The organism is Vibrio sp. 1180_3 (assembly GCF_029478545.1).
Taxonomy (GTDB): domain Bacteria; phylum Pseudomonadota; class Gammaproteobacteria; order Enterobacterales; family Vibrionaceae; genus Vibrio; species Vibrio aestuarianus.
Window position 1 is genome coordinate 1 of record NZ_SJFM01000005.1, and the last position, 21,345, is coordinate 21,345.

The window sequence follows — 21,345 nt, forward strand, 5'->3', positions numbered from 1 at the left end:
TCGCTTTTGATGAGAAACCAGCTCAACCTAATGAAATTCCGAATAAACCGAATAAGTGTTTGGCTTCAATGGGCAATTATTTATTCAATGTTGATTTTCTTTTTAACCAGTTATTAAAAGATGTGGATGTCCAAGGATCCACCCGCGATTTTGACCACGATATCATTCCTTCAATCATTAATGAGAGTAATGTTTTTGCGTACTCTTTCAAAGATCCAGACAGTGAAAATCAGCCCTACTGGCGTGACGTGGGTACACTTGACTCATTTTGGGAAGCCAATATGGAACTTGTTACACCTAAACCACAACTTGACCTTTATGATAAAGACTGGCCGATATGGACATATCAAGAACAGCTTCCACCTGCCAAATGCATATTTCGGAGCATTCCGATCAGTCATTTCGGGATTATCCGATCACCCATTTCGGTTTAAACCGATCACCGATTTCGCGATTATCCGATCACTTTTAGCCTATCTGGCTTACTTTTTTGGAGTATGTCTCGTCAAATAGTTGATTGATCGCTTCAGTAATCGATGAGTTTAACTCTTGCTGGCAGAAAGGACACGGATTATCGGGTTTCATATATCCCAGACCTGATTTTACCCAGTCAGAATTGCCCAGTTTTTCGACTAAGTCGGATAGATATGAATCCTTAGATCCCACGATAATTTGAGTTAAAATCGGAGCATTTTCAAAGCTACTGACATCAAGGCTAATCTTGGGTACGCTTGGACGTAGACTACCGTCTTGCCCTGTTAACTCACGAGCCTCTTTTTGCAGAGATTCAATTGTAGATGTGACACTTCCACTACTTGATCTTACCTTGTTCAGAAAGCCAACTTTGTTTCTCCGTAATCCTTCTAGACAAAAATCTAGTGCGCCATTTTCATATGTGGTTTTTGCTTTCCAGACAGATTCCTTTAGTGAAGTCTCTTCATTTTCTATGTCACTTTGCTTGCGACTTATCTTTGTTTTGGAAACCTCGATGCTTTGGTGTAGGCGAGCTGTTTTCTCGGTTGCTTCTTCAATTGCTTGTTCGGCTTCTTTGTTTTCTTCGCTCAGAGTGAATACACCCTGAAAGTCAGGAATTTCATAGAAGTTGCTACGTATAAACTCTTGATTGTAAACCAAGATATCTTCAACCAACTCACGAGGTTGAATGGAACAGTTTCGATATTCGGGCAATTCAGGAGAATGTAAAAATTTACCTATTGTGGACTTACCAGAACCATTTAAACCATAGAACAGGTTTATCTTCTTGTTGTCAGTTTGAATAACCACTGGCGAAGTTGGTGAGTAACTAGCTACACCTTTTAATGTTATGGTGTTAATCATTTTTTAGCTCTTGTACAGTTTAGTGCATAGTTGCAGTCAATTGCATTCTTATACTTCCCACCTAGAAAAGCAGTGACATAGATCAGTTCCTGTGACTTTGAGCACTTACACTAAGATGATCGCAGTACTTAATCTAATCCATAACTTATTAATTAAGTTAATCGTGTAGCTCACTTTTGTCCAAAAACGAGATGACGAATTTTTTAACCGATAAATTTAGCCCCTGATTTACCGGCTCTGGCTGAGCGAACGTAAGCTAAGACGTTGTGCACGTTTTCTCCCACAAGTTTTCACTTTTTAACATTTCTTGCCTATTTGCATATCTATGCCAGCAATACCGAGTCAAATCAAGGTGGCTCTATTAAGTTAGCAACGTTTCATTCATACTCTGTCCTAGCATCAGAATAGAGCTTCAATGCAATCTTTCGACTGTAGTGTTTAAAGTGAGGACTAATCATGGAAGTAAGGAGCGTAGATAAAAAGGACGCATCACTTCTTCTGGACTTGATGCATCGTTTAGATAGCGAGACACAATTTATGCTATTGGAACCAGACGAAAGAAATATAACTCTGCAAGAGCAAGAAGCTATCATTGAGTCCTTCCAAAAGCGTGATAACCAAGTAATGTTCGTCGCATCTAAATCGAAAGAAATTCATCGATACGTTAAGGGAATTGGTAATACAACTAAGAGAAGCAGTCACTCAATGTACTGCGTTATTGGTATACGGCAAGATTCAACAAGGAAAGGTTTGGGTGGAAAGCTTTTTAAATCACTGGAATCATGGATTGTTGATCATGAGATTGCCTGCTATTTTTCTCGTACAGCGAAGCTAAAAAATGCTATTCAAGTCCCAAAAAGCATTTTCCCCATATTAATATTTCTATAATTTAGCATAAATAGAATGCCATGTTTGCATCTATCCAGAATATACAGATAGCGCAGCGGAATTGATGATTTAATCGCTTGGTTGAGCCGTAGTTCAAACTGATGGCGCAACAGTAAAACTTAAAAGTGAATCTAATGAATGTTAACACCACATTTCTCTTGAGAGCTAAATTACAGAAACATATTGCTGAGTGCAATGACTTGTTAAAAGTATTAGAACGATGCAGTGAACTAGGTGAAGTTCCCATCGAGCACAAGCTGATAATGAAAAAGATTGTTGACCTTACCAATTACAAAAACAGTCATGCTGTCATGTCACGCAACGAGAATAGTCGATTTCTTGAGCTTATGAATAGCATCCCATCTGTCGCTATACAAGGCTACAACAAGAATCGAGAGGTTATCTACTGGAACAAGGCCTGTGAGGATATATATGGCTATACAGCAGAGGAGGCGATAGGGCAGACAATTGAGTCATTAATCATTCCTGAAAAAATGCGTGATAGTGTCGTTGGGCATATTACTGATTGGTATGAAAACGGTAATGTTATACCTGCTGGTGAGCTGATACTGGATACGAAAGATAAAGCGCCAGTATATGTGTTTTCTTCTCATATAATGCTCGGAGAAGGGACAGAGCAGCCAGAGATGTTTTGTGTTGATGTAGATCTGAGTGAAGTAGCACAACTGAAGGTGGAAAATGAGAGCTTAGAGAAAAAAGCTCATATTGACCAACTTACAGGTGCCTATAATCGCCAGTACCTTGAGACTGTTATTGAAAATAAGTTTAACGACATGAAATCTGGAGGAAAAGAACTATCGCTCATAATGTTTGATATTGATCATTTCAAAAAGATTAATGATTCTCATGGCCATGATGTGGGGGATGCTTCCTTAAAACAACTATCGATCCTCGTTAAAGCATCCATCCAAGAAGACGACATGTTAATTCGATGGGGGGGAGAGGAGTTTATGTTAATAGTAGAAGCAACTCTATCCGAGGCATGCTTAATGGCGAACAAACTTAAGGAAACAATTTCCGTAGCAACGGAATTATCTGATGCTATGCCTAGCTTTACATGCAGCTTTGGGGTTACCAGTATGCTCGATTATGAATCCTTTAATGAAGCTTATAAGGCCGCAGATGAAAAGTTGTATATCGCCAAGAATAATGGCCGAAATCGTGTAGAGTGCTGTCAGTAACTACAATAAAAGTAGCTCTAGCCTAATTGCATGCCGCTACACATTAATTGCATCGATATGCCTGATTTACGGCAATGTACTTGGTTCTCTCTGTTCCATCCACTTCAACCTTTTCATCGAGAGTAGTGAATCTAGATCTATGTTCAGTATCTGGTGTAGTTAGCACTAAATTACCATCACTACCTGAGATTTCATCGAACCATAGCTCAAGTGTTGGAAATTCTTTTCTATATCGGGAATTGGTATTTTTCGTATTGATCTTCTATCGCAGCTATTTCGTCAAATTCAAAGAGATTAGTTAGGTCTTCCAGTAACTTCTGACATGACTCTTTAACAAGATTCTGTAAAGGTGTCGCCTTGAACATCTACCTTAAATAAATAGCGAGTAACCTTTATTTATTACGATTACTCGCTTATTGAATACTATTTCAACACGCTACAGTGTCCATAGTATCAACGCCAATATTTGCGGCGATAAGATACGTAAACACATGACTAGTGGATAAACGGTGGCATAAGCTAAAGCCGATGCACCACTGGTTTCATGTAGTGCATTAGCAAAGGCAAGGGCGGGTGGATCGGTCATCGAACCGGCTAACATTCCGCAAATAGTGAGATAGTTAATATGCCCCAGCACGCGAGCTAAAATTCCTACAGTGATTAATGGAATTGCTGTGATGAGCGCGCCATATCCCATCCAACTGACTCCATCGCCTTGTACGAGAGTCTCGACAAAATTACCGCCAGATTTTAGTCCTACGACTGCCAAAAACAACACAATGCCAATTTCACGTAGTGCTAAGTTAGCACTCGGTGGCATGAACCAATACATTTTACCTATGCTACCTATACGGGCCAAAATTAGAGCGACAATCAGTGGTCCACCCGCTAAGCCAAGTTTGATCGCCGCGGGAAAACCGGGTAGGTAGAAAGGAATTGATCCCAATAAAACACCAAGTCCAATCCCAACAAATACGGGGAGCATTTGCACATGTTGGAGTTTCTGGTGCGCGTTACCAACCATACCACTTACCGCTTCAATGGCTTCTTGGCGACCGACTAAATTAAGAATGTCACCAAATTGCAGGGTAGATTGGCTGGTTGGGATTAGTTCGACCCCTGCGCGGTTTAAGCGTGAGACGACGACATCGTATTTCTCTTTAAGATCTAAATCGCGCAGTTTTTTGCCTAACACGATTTCATTGGTAACGACCAAGCGTTGTACACGCAGTTCCGTACCTCGTGTTGAGAGTGATGCGTCAACTTCTTCACCAATCACCAAGCGAGCTTTATCAAGCGCTTGTTTATCGCCGACGAGATGCAGTAGGTCGTTCACTTCTACTCGTGAATCGGGTTTTGGCACAGAAAGTTGTTCGCCACGTTTTAAGCGAGAGCAGACAATATCCCCTTCACTTAAAGCGGGAATATCCTTTAAAAGTAACCCATTGAGGTTCGGGTTTTTGATGGCGACGTTGATGGTATGTAAGCTTTCTTTTTTATGGCCATTTTTGATTTCAAATTCGTCGGCTTCTGCGTCAACACTCACGCGAAATATGACTCTCAGTAGCCACATGGTTAGCAAAATACCACAGATGCCAAATGGGTAAGCTATTGCGTAGCCCATCCCAGTTAAATCGAGTAAGTTCTGTTGGCCGCCTAGTTCGGTTAATATCTGTTGCCCTGCGCCGAGAGAAGGAGTGTTGGTGACCGCACCGGAAAACACGCCAAGAATGACAGGCAGTGGAACGTCAAACAGGTAATAAAGGGCGACAGTAACGATACAACCTAATAATACGACAAGGGCTGCAAAAGCATTGAGCTTAAGCCCAGAGCTTCGTAACGAAGAGAAAAAACCAGGACCAACCTGAATGCCTATGGTGTAAACGAATAAGATAAGTCCGAATTCTTGAATAAAGTGCAAGGTATTGTAGTCAAGGACGATTCCCCAAGATCCAGTAAAGTGTCCGACGAGAATGCCACCAAACAGCACTCCACCGATACCTAAACCAACCCCATATACTCGCCAATTACCAATCCACAACCCAAGCACAGCCACCAGCGAAAGAATGCTGATAGAAAGTGCAATATCACTCATAGTGAGTCTCCTAATCAATTAAAAAATTGCTGATGGGCAAGCTTTAATGAACGGCAGGCAGGGGTAGGCGTAAGAACTCGGTGGTGGTTATGTCTACAGCTGGAGGGTTCAAATACTGCATTGGGAGTCCACCCGATAAAATGAGCTCTCGATGTAGCTTTGTGGTTGCCCTAAACTTATTACCAGTAATACTGCAATTGACGTGGGTTGTTAACGATAGCTATGCAAAAATGTGCACCTAAACGAATAATAAATTCAGGCGATAAATATTTGTTAAATAAGGGTTAATGAAGTTTTACAGCAAGGAGGTATCCTTGTCTTCTATCTTTTGATTACCTTAAGAAAGGATTGGTTTGTCGTGTTCTGCTCTCTTTTCACAGGTGATACACGTTTGGTTTCGTCCAGTATCTTTTGCTTGATAAAGCATTTTGTCGGCTAATGCGATTAATTGCTCCGATGAATGAGTACCTTCTAGATCGACTGCCCCCCCAATGCTGATGGTCAAAAAACCGTTTTCCGCCGCTGGGTGGTCGATACTTAGCGCTTTGATCTGATCTTGAACAAGGCTGGCCACGTGCCAAATACCTTCTTGGCTTGTTTCAGGAAGAATAATGGCGAACTCTTCACCCCCATACCGCGCAGCGATATCGGTCGGTCTTCGGCAGCATTGGTGTAAAGCGGTGGCGACTTTCTTTAAACAGTCATCACCTTCTAGGTGACCAAATGTGTCGTTATATTGTTTAAAATAATCAATATCGATCAGTAATAACGAAAGCGGCTGTTTTTTTCGGTAAGCTTGCGCTAAGTGAGACTTTAAGTGTTGATCGAAATAGCGGCGATTGTTAAGGCCGGTAAGACCGTCTAAATACGCTAAAGATCGCAGCAGATCAGCTTGATGTTTTAGCGTTAAGTGAGCTTTGATGCGATTTTTTAACGTATTGACATTAAAGGGTTTTTTGAGAAAATCCACGCCACCAGCTTCCCAGCATGCATCTTGATCTTCTTGTGCGGTTAGTCCAGTAATAAAAATAACAGGTATATTAGCAATCGTTGGGTCACTTTTGAGCAAGCGGCAGGTTTGTAAACCATCTATTTCAGGCATGATGACATCGAGTAATACCAGGTCGGGTTGGCTTTCTTTACAAACGCTGATTGCTTGCTTTCCTGATGTCGCCATCAATATCTGATATTCATCTTTCAATAACTGATAGATAAGCTGAATATTGGTTGGCTGATCATCAACGATAAGTACTGTGAAGTCAGTTTTCTTATTAAAGCTTGATAAATCATAATTAGATAGCATCAGAAAACTCCTGGCATTTCATGATTTCTTTTAGTATTGCAGCTGCTTGTTCAAACGCCAAATTTTGCACTTGTTCGGCAAGTTGTTTTGTTAATTCTTCATCAACCGTTTTTAATTGTGCTGAGATTTCTTCAAATACTGTCGTCGCCTCCATATTTGAAGTGTTGAAACATCGCTCGAGCATCAGCAGTTTTTCTCTAAATATTGCTTTATCCATAGCGGGTGGTGTTGCAGTTGTTGGTTGCTCGTCGCTGAGTAAATTGATCAATGATTTCAGTTGTGATTGGGCAAATAGAACGTCGGCTAATAAGCTACTATTTCTTTTCATCGTTTCCGTGGTTGCTATTGAACATTCGTATTCCGCTTTCTCTAACTTTTTCGACAATGGTATGAGTCCACAGCTTGCTGAGCCGCTTTTTAAACTGTGGTAGACACGCAATGCCACATCCGTAACAAGTTCAGTCGCTTGCAATTGTGATATAGCTTCCTGCATATCAATAACAAATTGATTAACTACTTTTAGGTAAACAGAGAAATCACCGATGCGAGTTATCGCTTGATGCAGTTCAATACCATGTTTATCTGCATACTCTTGGGCTTGTACTGATATTTTTTGATTGCGGGGAGCCACAGTTTGTCGTTCTACTGGCAGGTCTGTTGGAGCAGAGCTTTGAGTAACGAAGTGTTGAATTTTTTGAATCACCCCATTGATTTCAAAAGGTTTGGCGATGTGCTCATTCATACCTGCAGCTAAACAGGCAGCTTTGTCTTCTGGCCGCGCATTAGCAGTCATTGCTAATATCGGTAGTTGGGTAAGCTTCATATTTTGTCGGATCTGACGAGTGGTTTCATAACCGTCCATGCCGGGCATTTGAATATCCATCAATACTAGGGAGAATTGCTGATTTTGTAGTATTTCTAGTGCCTTAAAGCCACTTTCTGCTTCAATAATGGTTGCACCGCGTTGACTGAGCAATTCAGTTGCGACCAAACGGTTAGTCGGATTATCTTCAACAAGTAATATATTGATCCCCGCTAAGGTATCGTTTGAATTTTTGGTAATCCGTGTTTCTTCAAGTGTCGTGCTCTTACTTTGAAGCACATTGATAATGGTTTGTTTGATTAGCTCTGGCGTTACCGGTTTTATTAAAACGGTTTCTAAAAGCTCATGGGTGGCTTCTAAATGTTTATCGAGAATTTCTCGGCCAAAAGCGGTGATCATGATGACCAACGGTGTTTTTTTGATATTTTTTTGGTTTTTGATTGCGCGAGTAAGGGCCAATCCATCCATATCAGGCAGTTTCCAGTCAACAAATGCGAGATCAATCACCTCATCTTGTTGAGCTAAGTGATTTAGCTGCGCTAAAGCCTCATCGGCATTAGGTACGGCAAAGACTTGGCAGCCGAGTCGTTGCAGTGTGTCTTGAAGGATTAGACGTGCGGTTTCATTATCTTCAACCAATAATATTTTTAAACCATGTGTAATATGTGAGTAGATGTCAGTGCACACAGGTGAGAAATCTAAGGTAATGGTGAAAGCAAATTCGCTCCCTTCATCAAGTTGACTTGTCACGCTAATGTCACCTTGCATCAGATTGACTAACCGTTTAACGATTGATAAACCTAGGCCTGTACCACCATATTTTCGGCTAATAGACGACTCTGCCTGACTAAAGCCATTAAAAATAATCGCTTGCTGTTCTTGAGTCATCCCAATACCCGTGTCAGACACTTTAAATAGCAAGGTGCAGCTATTGTCTGAAACTTGTTGTGTTTCTATAGATATTTTAATTTCACCGCTATTAGTGAATTTAATGGCGTTGCCGGCTAGATTTAACAATATTTGCCGCAGGCGTAAGCTGTCGCCGATCAAGATGGTTGGAACATCTGGCGCAACTTGATAAATGATTTCAATGGCTTTGTTTTGAAGGCTTGAGGATAGGAGTATTCCTGTCTCTTGTAGCAGTTCCGGCAGTGAGAATGGAGATTGCTCTAATTCGAGTTTTCCGGCTTCTACTTTAGAGAAATCTAAAATATCGTTCAAAAGAATGAGTAGCGACTGAGCCGCACTTTTAGTCTTATTTAAGTAATCGGTTTGTTGGCTACTTAACTCAGTATTGAGGGTCATCTGCAGTAATCCCAAAATTGCATTCATTGGGGTGCGAATTTCATGACTCATGTTCGCTAAAAAATCAGACTTAGCTTGGTTTGCGTACTCAGCTTGTTCTTTGGCTTCCGCTAGTTCTTTCTCTTTTTGTAGCTGTTCGGTTAAGTCATAAGCTATACCTAAGAAGCCGACTAGCTGACCGTGATCATCTCTTAATCCACTGACATACAGTTTAACCGGAATGTGTTGGTCGTTTTTACTGACGTAAGTCCAGCGATTAATATCGGATTTGCCTAATTTTGCTTTAGCGACAAAGGCATCAAATCCGGCTTCTACAGTTTTGCCTAGTTCTAACGATAGTTCTTTTGCTCGTCGAACGACCTCTTCAGGTAAGTGAAATATGGCCGGTGTTTTTTTCCCTACCACTTCACTGGCGCTGTAGCCGACTAGTTTTTCTGCTGAAGGGTTAAATACAGTGATTACCCCATCGAAATCAGTCGCGATAATAGCGTAACCCGCACTGCTTAAAATACTGCGTTGCAGGGCATTGACCTGTGAAATTTCTTCTGTTCTTTGGTTTACTAACTTTTCCAATTGCAGATTGGTTTCCGTCAGTGTGGCTTCCCTTGCTTGAGCGAGTTCAATTTTGTGGTTGGCTAACTGAGCGCGACGTGAACGTATCATTTGAATAATAAAGACAGTCAACATGAGCAGTAATGTGGCTGTTAAGATTTCTTGATAAGTCTGGTTGTAAGCATTTAATGGCAGGGATTCGATAAACTTGTTGGTAGCGATAAGATTGAGCTCCCATTGACGTCCAAACAAATCAATGGTTTGAGTTACTTGATAAGGGGTCCTATTTTGAATTGAGCCGCGAGTGAAAAAATGATTTGAAGTACCGTCATTGATATCACCTATGGTTAGAATAACATCGTCATTGAGGCCGACCACTGCACTTAACACTTCATCTATCAAAATAGGTGCATAACTCCAGCCTACCAGCTTGCTTAATCGTTCTTCCACAGAAGAGGAATCCGCTATTTTATTGGTGTTGTACACAGGCATGAGTATTAGAAACCCTTGCAGTGCCTTTTTGTTGGCTTGCACAAGAGTTATAGGAGCAGTGAGACGTACCGAGTTATTTTTGGCTGCATCTAAAGCTGCGGCACGACGCATAGCCTCTGAACCAATGTCTAAGCCGACCGCTTGTTTATTACGCTCTTCGGGTTCAATGTATTGGATGACAAACAAGCTGCTATTATGCTCTGAAAGTGAGCGAATATTGAAGGTTTTGTCCGGCCTGTCTAGGCGAGCTTGCTCAAGGAACATTTCTTTTTGCTGTGGTTCAACAAAGCGGATAAATCCAAAGCCACGAGCACCTGGAAATTCTTTGGGATAGTCACGAGTCTGGGTATAGCGAAACATTTGCTCATAATCAAATGCATCGACACCGGCAGTCATTACCGCACCTCTAAAGCCACGTATTCCATATTGATATAGAGTAACTTTTTCCGCTACCCCATCGCTAATCTGCTGCAATCGAGCAGATAAATCATGTTGTATATGCTCAATTCGCTCTGTCTGATGCAGTTGATTAAAATGACTTGCGGTAAATAAACCAAAGATAAGAATAATCAAAGGCAGCCAAAGTGCATTTAAGATTGTCTTATTTAACTTTAAAGCAGCTTTCGGGCGTGCTTCTTGCGATAGATCCATTATCTTTTTCCTGCTAGGTACACACAGCTTTTATCACATGACAGCTTGTCGTGATATTTTTAAAAATATCTATAACAACTTTAGCTGAATATTTTCAATTGGATAGATATTTCATTTTGATGGAGTATCGATATGTGGCATTCATCAGTCAATGTACTGTGGATGTTTGATAAGGGGTATAGTAATGCGGAAATGGCCAATTAAAGCAATGGGCCATAACGCTATTGGCGCTATGGCGAGTTTTGGAGATGGAAGCTAAGTCGTACTAAACACCAGCACGTTTTAACAAACCAGCCATCAGGGGCGAGCTTGAACGAACTTGCTTTGATTTATTCTGTAACGTTTTGGCCAGTGTCAGGTTATTAATGCTTTTGGCAATGTAGGCCATTGAATGGTAGAAATCCCCCGCAGATTTCATTTTGCTTGCATCATTAAGTGGAGCAAGTAACTGAACCATTGCAGTTCCGCTCATTGACTGCTGCGTTGCATATTCTTGTACTGCATCTAACAGAAGGTCTAGATCGGCCATCGATTCAGCACTTTCAACACCTTGTTTTTTCATCTCTTTGCGGTTGCGTTTACGCATCTGCTTGATGACAAAAGCCGGTTTATTCAGTCTTTTGAAACCGAAATAGCCAAGTAGAATCGCTAATACGACACCGCCAGCGACGTAACCCCAAATAGAGCCAGAAGATTCAACGACAGGTTGCAGGGTTTCAACCGTATATTCAACGGTGGTTGGTACATCAGACATCTTTTTTATCCTTAGAATGCAGCTTCAAAGTGAAAGCGTATATTTAATCTGGCAGAAGAAAACCCGCATTGCGGTGAATCAAAGAACCGTTAAAAGTGGAGTTCTGCCTTACTTTTTCTTTCTTGGGGCGTAGGGTCAATAAAGCAAGGTGTATCGAGCAATAAGTGATGACTTTGTTGATAAGTTGTCTGAGCCAGTCACACTTGAGCAATTGCATCCGGGTTTATTCATGGCTATTTAAGAATGCTCTTAACTCGCGTTCATTGATAATGGTTAAGCCTTGTTCTGTCTTAGTAATGAACCCTTTATCCATGAGATCTTTCACGGCGCGTCGATAAACTCGACCAGAAGTACCAAAACGTTCCGCTTCTTGGTTTACTTTTTCAAAACCTCCGAGTGCGGCGCTGGTTTCTTTTTGCATCAATAAGTCGTAAGCAATATTGTAAGTAATAGGATGAAGCAGCCGGTTGGTATAAATATCCATTGAGTCTTGGTAATCTTCCGCTAGAGCAGCGGCAAAGAAAAACATCATTTCAGGGTGAGCATGCAGCGCTTGAGTCAGTGAGGTCAAGCAAATAGTATCAACTTGTAAATGCTCATCAGCAACCACAGTCCATTGGCAAGGCGTTTGAGTGAAATACTCCATCTCACCGAAAATGTGATACTCACAATTGGCTTCACCAAGTTGAAAACGTCGGCCATTAGCGGCAATGATACTCATCGATACACGACCAATTGGAACGATATATAAATAATCCAGTTTCTCGCCTTGACGAAGAATTTCGCTTCCTGAATCAAGGTAACTGCTGGCAACTTGACACTGATAAATTAGCTCGTTAAATGCTCGACTTTTATCAGATAAGAATGATTGGAAACGGCCTGAAGCATAGGGGCTAATCTTCATAGTGAACTCATCAACGGATAGGTGTGTTAAAGCTAATCAGACTTTACCCTAATTACAATACATTCTATTCTTTTGACCATGGGCTGTGCTTTAGATCTCGTTTAATACAAGCGGCGCATACGCTACCGCTTAAGATTATTTACCTGAATGAAATATGAAGAGTTAGCTTTGTTTATACAGTGCTTCTAAAGCCGCTGTTGCCGCTAATTTTTCACCAGCCATCATTGCGTGGTTGGCATGAACATATTGTTCAACGCCTTCTTTCACATCTTGCTGATACAGAACTACATTGTTTAGAATTGAAGCGACCTCAAGCCCACGCAGACGCCCCACAGTCAGCAATGCTGAGGTTTCCATATCCGCACCTAACACGCCTTTTTTATTCCAGTAATGAGAGATTTTTTGTTCTTCATCGGTGTAGAAGCTGTCATGGGAGCGCACCACACCTAAGTGGTAAGGTGCTGATTGGTTAGCTAAAAAACACTCCAATTCTTTGAGCAAACAAAAGCTCGCGTAGGCAGGATAGGCCGCTTTTATGTATGCTTTAGAACCCCCTTCATCGCGCACAGCACCCTCTGCGACAATTAAATCACCTAATTGAATCTGAGTTTGCATTGCACCTGCCGAGCCGACACGAACAACGTGTGTAGCGCCGCACTGTTTAAGCTCTTCAATTGCGATGATCATGGATGGAGCGCCAATTCCAGTACTGCAAATGGTGACTGGTTTACCTTTATATTGCCCGTTAAATAAACGGTATTCGCGATTTTCAGCCAATAATTTAGCATTATCGATTAAATCGGCGATTCGATTGGCTCGGTCGGGCTCTCCACATACAATCACATGTGGTGATACTTGGCTCTCATCTACACAAATGTGGGGTTGTTTGTTCATGCTAGCGCCTCTTTGTTGTCACTAGTCCCCTGTTTCTTTTGACTGTTAATTTTAGCTGTACGTGCCCATTCTCGAGTACCGTTGGCCGCAATGAACATCAAAATTGCGTATTGTACTGACATAGCATAGACACCTTGCGTGGCATACACACCCACACTAATAATATTGATGACAACCCACAGCATCCAGTTTTCGACGTATTTACGTGTCATCAAAATCTGCGCAACAATCGACAAAATGGTCATGGCAGAATCCCAAAATGGGAACGCATCGGGTTCTAATGTCGGTTGTGCCAAATTTGCACCAAATAGATTTAGGCTATCAACCGTAATGTTAGCTAATGTGAAAAAGAATGGGTCTATATATAGAGTGAGTAAAGCGATAGCTGCAACGCTGAATACGGTGGTGGTGATTAACTTTTGCTTGTTTAGCCAGCGAACTTGCAAGGTATCACCATCTGCATTTGGTCTTGTCCAAGCGTACCAACCGTATACGTTCGCACAGAAGAAAAAAAGTTGTAATAAAAGTAAACCATAAAGTTGGATCTGGAAGAAAATTACCGCAAACAGTGTAACGTTCAACAAACCGAAAAGGTAATTAATGGTTTTTTCTTGGCTGGCAAACCAAATACATAACAGACCAAATACCGTGCCGAAAGCTTCAATCCAGCTCATGGCATAACCGCCACCAATCGGAATGTTAACTAGCGTGTTATTGATATCCAGTAGGGCAAAGAGTTCCATGCTGATGTCCTCTATTATAGTTGTAAGAGTAATTGTTTTCGAAGAGCTCATAATAAGGTAGGCATTGGTAATGTAGGGAGGACATATGTCCTCCTTCATATCTGCTTGATCATATTTTTGCTAATTCAACTATAAAAATTGAAGTGGCTAGGTATGTCACTTCAATCCGTTACGAGGCTGGAGTCATTCTCAAGTTCCTAGATATAAGAATTGCCATTCCTACTTGGTATTTTGGCGCATATTTATTTGGTTTGTATGCGGGTAAGAAATTTGATATCCCCCTATCCAAAGCCTTTTTCAATACTGACCAAATTATAGATGAAAACAAACTGCCAAAATTCACCACAGTATTAGCTATCTTGGTTATGCCTGTACTGCTCATATTTATGGATACTGGTTTAAGTACGTTGTCTGTTGCAGGTGTTATTGATGGTAAAACACCAGTAGCCCTGCTGATTACATTATTAACGTGCTTGTTTGTGTTTGCTAAAGATTTTGGAATGAGTAAGCTTGAGAAGCTGTGCAGTGATTCGTTAGCGCCTATTTGTGCAGTTATTTTAGTGACCGGTGCGGGCGGTATGTTTGGTGGGGTATTGCGTGCTAGTGGGATTGGTCAAGCATTGGCTGACGTGTTATCCGATACTGGTATGCCAATCATTGTTGCGGCTTTTGTTATTTCAACTTGTTTACGCGTAGCACAAGGTTCAGCAACCGTTGCATTGACAACTACCGCTGCCTTGATTGCGCCGATAGTGGCACAAACAACTGGTTTGAGTGAGCTTGACCTTTGTTTTATCGTGATTGCGATTGCTGGTGGGGCAACGGTCCTATCACACTTCAATGATTCGGGTTTCTGGCTTGTTTCTCGCTTGATGGAAATGGATGAGAAAACCACACTTAAAACTTGGACGGTGATGGAAACACTGCTTGGTAGTATTGCGTTTGTGATTGTCGCTGTCCTAAGCTTCTTATTATAAAGAGCTTCTCAATATAAGGTTATGAAATGAAAACTCTTGAACAACGATTGAAAGAAATCAAAATCGTCCCTGTGATTGCGATTAATGATGCCAGCCAAGCGATACCTTTAGCAAAGGTGTTGGTTGAAAATGGGTTGCCATGCGCGGAAGTCACCTTTAGAACAGAAGCGGCTGTAGAATCGATTCGTTTGATGCGTGAAGCCTACCCGGAAATGCTGATTGGCGCAGGTACAGTGCTGACTACGGCGCAGGTTGACCAAGCGATTGAAGCGGGTGTTGATTTTGTGGTGAGTCCCGGTTTTAACCCAACCACTGTGAAATATTGTCAACAGCGCAACATAGCGATCGTTCCAGGAGTGAACAACCCGAGTTTGGTTGAACAAGCGATGGAAATGGGTTTGTGCACATTAAAATTTTTCCCAGCAGAGCCTTCGGGTGGCGTGGCAATGCTCAAAGCGTTGACAGCCGTTTATCCAGTGAACTTTATGCCCACAGGTGGCGTTAGCCCAAGTAACGTTCAAGACTATTTGTCGATTAAATCGGTTGTGGCTTGTGGCGGTACGTGGATGGTTCCAACCGATCTAATGGATCAAGGTGATTGGCAGGGCATTGCTGAACTGGTAAAAGCACTGTAATACAGAACAAAAACGAAACGGCTTGCTTTGGTAAGCCGTTCTTTTGCCTAAATTTGATATACCGAACAACTTGAAGTTACAGCTGTGTTGGTTACGTTCTCTCACCCTAAGCACATAGTTTATCTAGGCTCATCGGGATGAACTCACTGGCCGCCTACCTGCAACTTTAAGTTGTTTGGATATAATAAAAATTTAACTGACCTAACGTGCGATAAAAATTGCCGTTACAATCGCCTTCTTCATCATTCAATAAGCTTAATTATGTATTCCAATCGGCGAGCTGAACTTATTCTAGTTGTGACCACATTGCTGGCCGCCGCTGGATGGGTCTTTTCCAAACAAGCAATCCAGGGGTTGCCACCTTTTGGCTTTATTGGGGTGCGCTTTCTTTTAGCGTCGCTGTGCCTACTGCCATTTTGTCTTAAAGCGCTGCGCCAAGCCTCACTGCACGATTGTTTAAAATCGATGAGTGTGGGTGTGTTATTAGGTGGCTCGATTTTTTGCTGGATCCACGCGATTTCCATTAGCGACACGTTAGGCGAGGGCGCATTCATCATGAGCCTCTCTATGCTGTTTGTTCCGTTATTAGCATGGCCGCTGTTTGGCGCTAAACCGGCGCGCGCATTTTGGTTGTCACTACCCATTGCACTGATTGGGCTTTTTTTACTGTCGTGGAACGGGGAGTGGGTTGTTGCGACCAGCCAGTTGTGGTTTATGGCTGCTGCCTTTAGCTTGGCATTGCATTTTAACTTTAACAGTCGTTTTTCGGCTAATCTGCCGCCAATGTTGCTCACCACATTACAACTGTTTGTCGGAGGCTGCCTTGGGGTTTTACTCTCTTTACTCTTTGAGTCATGGCCGGTTCAAGTGAGTGTGATGACATGGCAGTGGCTTGCTTTGAGCGTATTACTGGCCACCAGTTTGCGGTATTTGATGCAAACCGTAGGTCAAAAGCACGCCAACCCCACCAATGCAGCCATATTAATGCTGCTTGAGCCAATCTGGACACTGGTTCTGAGCGTGCTGATTTATGATGAATCGATGCCAGCGAATAAGATTTTCGGCTGCGGCTTGCTGCTCTGTTCGCTTCTTTTCTATCGAATGGGCCATTTTCGTCATCGTTAAAAGAGCCAAAGCGTGAAGCGAAATTAAGTTGCTAGAGAGCTCTAAGACGCATTGAGTTCCTTTACCTTTTAAGGAAGAAAACAGACATTACGCACGTTTATGACGCGCTTACATTAAAATTCAGGTTGTAACGGTCTGTACAGAAATGAAGTTGTTTTAGGCATGGCGTTACTGGACATTCAATCCAAGCCAGGATTAACAACGACAACAAAAGTACTAAAAAATTCTCGTTCCATCACTTATACGATAAGGGGTTAAGTGTGGGCTCCTATCATCTAGGAGCCGAAACAGTTTTAATCTGTGGTTATGCCTTCTAAGAAGTAATCATAAATGTATCTATCAAAAGAACTAAAGATACGTAGTAACATACTTTTGTTCTCTATAGTCATGTCTATGAACTCTTTGAATACGTCGTGCAGCTCAATTTCAGTTCTTTCTAAGTCAATAACACCGTACTCATGTATTTTTTTCGACAACATTCGTGGTAAGCCATACTCTTCTAATTGATAAACAAGAGGAGGTAAAAAAGCGTTTGATGCCTTAGCTATGAACGGTGATATGTCAACTGATTTGTCAATGATATTTTTTTGAATTACATTTATGTCATTTAAAAGTGAAGTTAATTTAAAGGTAACGTGTCTTTCTAGTTCAAAAAACTTGTCAACGTCAATATCGTAGTGGTCTAACTCGTCTAATAATTCAGGTATTGTTAACTTCCAGTTGTTTGATAGCACTTTTATAAAGCCTACAAAACTTCCGTATTGGATTCCCCATTGTCCTGGCGCCATTTTTAGCACCAAATAAAGTAAACGATCCCACTCATTAACATTTGTTGAGTTAAGGTAATTTAACCCTGACCAAGTCTGCTTGTTAGCGACAAGCTCCTTAGCTATATCACGAAGCACCATTGAATTGCTGGATTCAAACTGACCGGATTCTTGTAATTCGTTGAACTTGCCGTACCCAAGTATCTCGTCCATTTCCTGCTTGTAAGCGATAATATGGGCAATCTGCTCAGGAGTAAGTTCGTTCTTAAGTTCATCGAGATCAACATCGCCAGCTAGCTCTTCTGGTAAATCTAGAGTTAACTGTGTATCACCTGCTTGTGGTGGTTTGTCTAATATATAGATTTGACCAATAAAATGCTTAAACATTCTACCACCACGGCCGATTATGTTCTTATAAGTGAAATCATTTAATTTAGACTTGCCATTTTTATTCTTCCAAATAATAACGTTTTCCGCTGATGTGTTTACACCTTCAATGATGGAAGAAGTTGAAACTAGATTGGTCAATCCTTCGGGTTCTTCAAATAACCTAACTTGAATCTGAGTTAATGAGCGATGCAACTGCCCGTTATGAATACCGGACCCTCTTTTAATTAAGTTCGTCAACTTCCAATTTCTGTCGTAATTTTCAGTTAACCATGACTCAAAGTCTCTCAACAATCGACGTTCAGTGGGTTTATGCTTGTCTATCAACAAATTAGAAATATTGGTAATGTTGGAGTATGTGCCTGCATAAATCAGAGACTTTCCTTTAGTTTTAGAAAGGATTTCAAGTAAAACGTCACTTTTTAGATTGTCGTCTTTACCAATATCTTTATATAACTCATGCTTCTCTAAAAACACCGTATTAAAGTCTACAGGCACAAACTCCATACCCTTAGTGAATATACTTTCGTTAACCGACGTAATGTTAGGTGCTAAGAAATAACGTTGTTTAGCTTTAGTACCAAGTTTCAAAATCGCATTTATTAGTGCAGGAGAACGCTCCTTATCGAAATCGGCACTGGCTTTATAAAACTCATCTATAACAAGCATATCTATTGAATCCAGTTTGTTAACATAATGGATTGCTCGTTCCTGAGGGAAAATAAAGATGTTCTTGTCTGCCAATGAGACTTCTGAAGTCGTAATCACCTTATATTCACAGCTAAATTTTTTGTGCAAGCGACGGCGTGTTTCATCGGTTAAGGCAATTGTGGGTACGATTATGACAACATTAGTCGGTTTTTTGATTGCAATAAATGAATCGATAATGAAGCTTTTGCCGAAACTAGTAGGGGCACTTACCGCAAGGTGCTTACCGTTGATCAGCTTTTTTAATATAGATGATTGCTCACGATGAAGTGTTAACGGCTTTTTTTCACCAACATCAACCTTAAATGACTCATGAGCGAAACGGTCTTGCCACGACGATGTATCTAAATCTAAATATGGGTAGAGTCCAACTTGTCTAATCAAGTTATTAATTAGTGGGTTATAAGGCTCTTCATTTTCCTCTAAAAATGCCAGTAACTTAATCAATTCATTTCTAGCAGAAAATTCATCATAAATATTTATAAAGTCGTTTATTTCAATACATTTATTAAAAACATCCATCAATCATCTTCCTTGTACTGCTCTACCTTTTTTACAAATCTGTCCACGATTCTTTGCTTATCTGGGACTGGAAATAGAATTATATGGAATGTCACTTGATCATATAAGTGAACACCTTTTAAGCCCTCTATTTGTTTTTTGAAAAAGGCGTTAGCTCTGTCTATATGATAATCCTTGATTTTCTTTACATAATCGCTATCCATGCTGGTACACGAACTGGTTATTTCGCATTCGTGTAGAATAAAAATAGGTACATGAATTTTGGGTTTCAAAGAATCTATAGAGATGCGGCTAGAAAGCGCATCTCTAATGGACTTTCGAAGTGTTTCGTCTTCAATCAGACAATCTATATCACTAACATTGGTGATAATGCTGTTTTCTTTTTTTAGTTTTTTAGTGTCTAGAGAATTAGCCACAGAGCTGACGATGGAAGCCAACCTAGCATCTTCGATTTTATTGTAGAATTTAGCTTCACCAAACCAGACAGTAAAGTCATTGTCTTTGATGACTAAATGCACACTATCTGCACCTTTCGCATTATCTTGCGCGTTTTGCTTATAAAATATCTTTGGTACTACGGGTAAAGCGCCGTAATGGTGCTTCATAATACCGTATAGAAGTATTTCTGCTAACTCGCTTCCCTTGCTAATGTCTTTACTCTTATCTTTGTCTACCAATCGTAAATTTTCAGCGGCAGCTGTTAAAAGAGAATGAGATTGGTCAACTAGTGCTTGCCGTTCGGTAATTGAAAGAGATGTTTCAGCAATGTTGTCCCAAATGAAATTTTGGAAATGTTTGAACCTCCATTTACCATCTTCGAAGTCATTGACGAGGCTAAGAACATGTTTGTTGTGTATAGGAGAAATGCTTTTGCTACTGCAATGTTCAGAAAAAGAACTATCAATTAGTATTTCAAAATCCATATAGTCGCTACCGTATTAAACTTGGTGAAATGCACATGGTTGCCCAAAATATCAATAGAGACCGAGCGTACACACATTACTTCCCAATTAATAGCATAAAGAAATGAATGTGAGAGATAACCTACTGCTTTATAAGCATCTAATAGTGGGTGGGGTGTTGGAGTTTGTAAAAATAGGTTGACCAAATGTTCATAATTACGGTGAAATTACGCCCCGTGATTCATCGCGGGGATGCTCAGCTAACAGTACTATAAGAATGGATAATTTTTAGTAGTGCAAAAGTATATGAACCGAATGTGGATGAGTAAAAGATCTAACGCGAAATGGGGCAAAATTGAGTTTCATGGGGTCGTAGGTTTGTACTCCATGAATTACCTCAGGCATGGAAAACTCAGACATGCAAAAGGCAAGATTCATAGAGAATCAATGCGTGGGTTCATATCAACGCTATTTTGATCGAGATGGGCAGTTCAAGTAGAAAAATCAGGCAGGGGATACGGCTCCTGCCTGAGGGCGGTACAGCTTAAAAGTGGTAAGCGACGGTTGCGCCAACGAGCCATTGGTTTGCGCTTTCTACGATTGGCGAATTGGCGACATCAGAGCCTAAACGGGTGTAAGAACTGGTTTGGGTGATTTCCCAACGGTCATTAATTGGGTAAGCCAGTTTGTAACCTAGGTTGTAAGAGAAGTCGCCACCTGCATGGTAAGCTTTACGCTGTGCGGTCGCTTCTTTGTCTTTCACACCGAAATAGTAGTTGTTGTAATCCGAACTCTGGTAACTAATGCCCGCAAAAGGTACCAAATCAACAGCACCTAAATCGATGACATGGAAGTAGTTAACGCCAGTTTTGTAGCCTTTGTTTTCTTTGAGAATATCATGTTGGAAGTAGGTCGATACGGTACCGTTACCCAGCGCGATATCAGCATTTAAACCTAGATCAATCGTGGCTTTACGCTTATCCATTCCTTTAACGCTGTTTGCCGAATCTTGGTCATAAGTAACGCCGCTGCCCGTCAGGTAAGTACCTAGATTAACGACATCCCCTGTGTTACCAAAGAAGCGGTAGTTAATACTGGTGAGGTCTGCATTCAAATCTTCACCGTGGTAGCCAAAGTTCAGCAAAGCACCGTAAGACTTGTCTTGATCCTTGAGTAGGTCAGTGCTGCCAAAAGCACCCACTTCCGCAACCCATTGACCTTCGTGGGTATAGATATTGCCGTTACGAATGTACGTTTGGGCAGCTAAAGTGTTGCCCGCGATAAGCGATGCTGTAATAAATAGTGCGATCTTTTTCATTATGTTCTTCCATTTAAGGGCTTATGTTTGGATGTGAACACTGTACAAAATCGATAGAGA

Annotated in this window: 16 protein-coding genes and 1 pseudogene; 6 read left to right on the forward strand and 11 right to left on the reverse strand. The window is 41.1% G+C overall.

Annotation, left to right across the window (positions count from 1 at the left end):
- On the forward strand, positions 1 to 434 hold a 434-nt coding region (locus EYW48_RS04565), incomplete at its 5' end, for a sugar phosphate nucleotidyltransferase (protein ID WP_277431931.1).
- Between the two features lie 34 nt (positions 435 to 468).
- Here the strand turns inward: EYW48_RS04565 and EYW48_RS04570 are convergent.
- On the reverse strand, positions 469 to 1,338 hold the full coding sequence (locus EYW48_RS04570; RefSeq protein ID WP_277431932.1) for an AAA family ATPase: 870 nt from the start codon (positions 1,336 to 1,338) through the stop codon (positions 469 to 471).
- Positions 1,339 to 1,794: 456 nt separating this feature from the next.
- On the opposite strand from EYW48_RS04570, the gene EYW48_RS04575 reads away from it, so the two are divergent.
- On the forward strand, positions 1,795 to 2,226 hold the full coding sequence (locus tag EYW48_RS04575) for a hypothetical protein (RefSeq protein ID WP_277431933.1): 432 nt from the start codon (positions 1,795 to 1,797) through the stop codon (positions 2,224 to 2,226).
- A gap of 134 nt (positions 2,227 to 2,360) precedes the next feature.
- Positions 2,361 to 3,428 carry a diguanylate cyclase gene (locus EYW48_RS04580; protein ID WP_274671661.1) on the forward strand — a complete coding sequence of 356 codons (1,068 nt, stop codon included), beginning with the start codon at positions 2,361 to 2,363 and terminating at the stop codon, positions 3,426 to 3,428.
- 436 nt (positions 3,429 to 3,864) lie between these two features.
- On the opposite strand, the gene EYW48_RS04585 is transcribed toward EYW48_RS04580, so the two are convergent.
- The 7 genes from EYW48_RS04585 to pnuC form a co-directional block, all read right to left on the reverse strand.
- Positions 3,865 to 5,523, reverse strand: a complete 1,659-nt coding sequence (locus EYW48_RS04585) for a putative transporter (RefSeq protein WP_053309245.1) — start codon at positions 5,521 to 5,523, stop codon at positions 3,865 to 3,867.
- A gap of 337 nt (positions 5,524 to 5,860) precedes the next feature.
- Positions 5,861 to 6,826: a diguanylate cyclase gene (locus EYW48_RS04590; protein WP_277431934.1), complete on the reverse strand. Its 966-nt coding sequence runs from the start codon at positions 6,824 to 6,826 to the stop codon at positions 5,861 to 5,863.
- The gene (locus EYW48_RS04595) at positions 6,816 to 10,649 is read right to left on the reverse strand and encodes a response regulator (RefSeq protein ID WP_277431935.1); all 3,834 of its coding nucleotides are present in this window, start codon (positions 10,647 to 10,649) and stop codon (positions 6,816 to 6,818) included. Before EYW48_RS04595 ends, EYW48_RS04590 begins: the two co-directional genes overlap by 11 nt.
- Before the next feature lie 265 nt (positions 10,650 to 10,914).
- The gene (locus tag EYW48_RS04600) at positions 10,915 to 11,403 is read right to left on the reverse strand and encodes a hypothetical protein (RefSeq protein ID WP_053309248.1); all 489 of its coding nucleotides are present in this window, start codon (positions 11,401 to 11,403) and stop codon (positions 10,915 to 10,917) included.
- A gap of 223 nt (positions 11,404 to 11,626) precedes the next feature.
- Complete coding sequence (locus tag EYW48_RS04605; protein ID WP_171980816.1) at positions 11,627 to 12,307, reverse strand: Crp/Fnr family transcriptional regulator; 681 nt, start codon at positions 12,305 to 12,307, stop codon at positions 11,627 to 11,629.
- Positions 12,308 to 12,469: 162 nt separating this feature from the next.
- Complete coding sequence (locus EYW48_RS04610) at positions 12,470 to 13,201, reverse strand: nucleoside phosphorylase (protein ID WP_171980817.1); 732 nt, start codon at positions 13,199 to 13,201, stop codon at positions 12,470 to 12,472.
- Positions 13,198 to 13,944 carry a nicotinamide riboside transporter PnuC gene (gene pnuC, locus EYW48_RS04615; protein WP_176313040.1) on the reverse strand — a complete coding sequence of 249 codons (747 nt, stop codon included), beginning with the start codon at positions 13,942 to 13,944 and terminating at the stop codon, positions 13,198 to 13,200. The genes EYW48_RS04610 and pnuC overlap by 4 nt, the downstream gene beginning before the upstream one ends.
- A gap of 209 nt (positions 13,945 to 14,153) precedes the next feature.
- On the opposite strand from pnuC, the pseudogene EYW48_RS04620 reads away from it, so the two are divergent.
- The 3 genes and pseudogenes from EYW48_RS04620 to EYW48_RS04630 all read left to right on the forward strand — a co-directional run.
- Positions 14,154 to 14,921, forward strand: a pseudogene (locus EYW48_RS04620) (GntP family permease); the annotation flags it as partial.
- Positions 14,922 to 14,947: 26 nt separating this feature from the next.
- Positions 14,948 to 15,556, forward strand: a complete 609-nt coding sequence (locus tag EYW48_RS04625; protein WP_053309253.1) for a bifunctional 4-hydroxy-2-oxoglutarate aldolase/2-dehydro-3-deoxy-phosphogluconate aldolase — start codon at positions 14,948 to 14,950, stop codon at positions 15,554 to 15,556.
- A gap of 261 nt (positions 15,557 to 15,817) precedes the next feature.
- Positions 15,818 to 16,681 (forward strand): DMT family transporter, encoded by an 864-nt coding sequence (locus EYW48_RS04630; protein ID WP_274693946.1) that lies wholly within the window; start codon positions 15,818 to 15,820, stop codon positions 16,679 to 16,681.
- A gap of 293 nt (positions 16,682 to 16,974) precedes the next feature.
- Here EYW48_RS04630 and EYW48_RS04635 read toward each other — a convergent pair whose 3' ends face one another.
- From EYW48_RS04635 to ompV, 3 genes are all read right to left on the reverse strand, one after another.
- On the reverse strand, positions 16,975 to 19,065 hold the full coding sequence (locus tag EYW48_RS04635) for a DEAD/DEAH box helicase (protein WP_277431936.1): 2,091 nt from the start codon (positions 19,063 to 19,065) through the stop codon (positions 16,975 to 16,977).
- Positions 19,065 to 19,988 carry a DUF1837 domain-containing protein gene (locus EYW48_RS04640; RefSeq protein WP_199871507.1) on the reverse strand — a complete coding sequence of 308 codons (924 nt, stop codon included), beginning with the start codon at positions 19,986 to 19,988 and terminating at the stop codon, positions 19,065 to 19,067. Before EYW48_RS04640 ends, EYW48_RS04635 begins: the two co-directional genes overlap by 1 nt.
- Positions 19,989 to 20,511: 523 nt before the next feature.
- Complete coding sequence (gene ompV / locus EYW48_RS04645) at positions 20,512 to 21,285, reverse strand: outer membrane protein OmpV (protein ID WP_277431937.1); 774 nt, start codon at positions 21,283 to 21,285, stop codon at positions 20,512 to 20,514.
- Positions 21,286 to 21,345: the final 60 nt, after the last annotated feature.

Bases quoted from the DNA above. Each gene is read 5' to 3' on its own strand.
- EYW48_RS04570 (WP_277431932.1), bottom strand. From the start codon at position 1,338: ATGATTAACACCATAACATTAAAAGGTGTAGCTAGTTACTCACCAACT.
- EYW48_RS04575 (WP_277431933.1), top strand. From the start codon at position 1,795: ATGGAAGTAAGGAGCGTAGATAAAAAGGACGCATCACTTCTTCTGGAC.
- EYW48_RS04580 (WP_274671661.1), top strand. From the start codon at position 2,361: ATGAATGTTAACACCACATTTCTCTTGAGAGCTAAATTACAGAAACAT.
- EYW48_RS04585 (WP_053309245.1), bottom strand. From the start codon at position 5,523: ATGAGTGATATTGCACTTTCTATCAGCATTCTTTCGCTGGTGGCTGTG.
- EYW48_RS04590 (WP_277431934.1), bottom strand. From the start codon at position 6,826: ATGCTATCTAATTATGATTTATCAAGCTTTAATAAGAAAACTGACTTC.
- EYW48_RS04595 (WP_277431935.1), bottom strand. From the start codon at position 10,649: ATGGATCTATCGCAAGAAGCACGCCCGAAAGCTGCTTTAAAGTTAAAT.
- EYW48_RS04600 (WP_053309248.1), bottom strand. From the start codon at position 11,403: ATGTCTGATGTACCAACCACCGTTGAATATACGGTTGAAACCCTGCAA.
- EYW48_RS04605 (WP_171980816.1), bottom strand. From the start codon at position 12,307: ATGAAGATTAGCCCCTATGCTTCAGGCCGTTTCCAATCATTCTTATCT.
- EYW48_RS04610 (WP_171980817.1), bottom strand. From the start codon at position 13,201: ATGAACAAACAACCCCACATTTGTGTAGATGAGAGCCAAGTATCACCA.
- pnuC (WP_176313040.1), bottom strand. From the start codon at position 13,944: ATGGAACTCTTTGCCCTACTGGATATCAATAACACGCTAGTTAACATT.
- EYW48_RS04625 (WP_053309253.1), top strand. From the start codon at position 14,948: ATGAAAACTCTTGAACAACGATTGAAAGAAATCAAAATCGTCCCTGTG.
- EYW48_RS04630 (WP_274693946.1), top strand. From the start codon at position 15,818: ATGTATTCCAATCGGCGAGCTGAACTTATTCTAGTTGTGACCACATTG.
- EYW48_RS04635 (WP_277431936.1), bottom strand. From the start codon at position 19,065: ATGGATGTTTTTAATAAATGTATTGAAATAAACGACTTTATAAATATT.
- EYW48_RS04640 (WP_199871507.1), bottom strand. From the start codon at position 19,988: ATGGATTTTGAAATACTAATTGATAGTTCTTTTTCTGAACATTGCAGT.
- ompV (WP_277431937.1), bottom strand. From the start codon at position 21,285: ATGAAAAAGATCGCACTATTTATTACAGCATCGCTTATCGCGGGCAAC.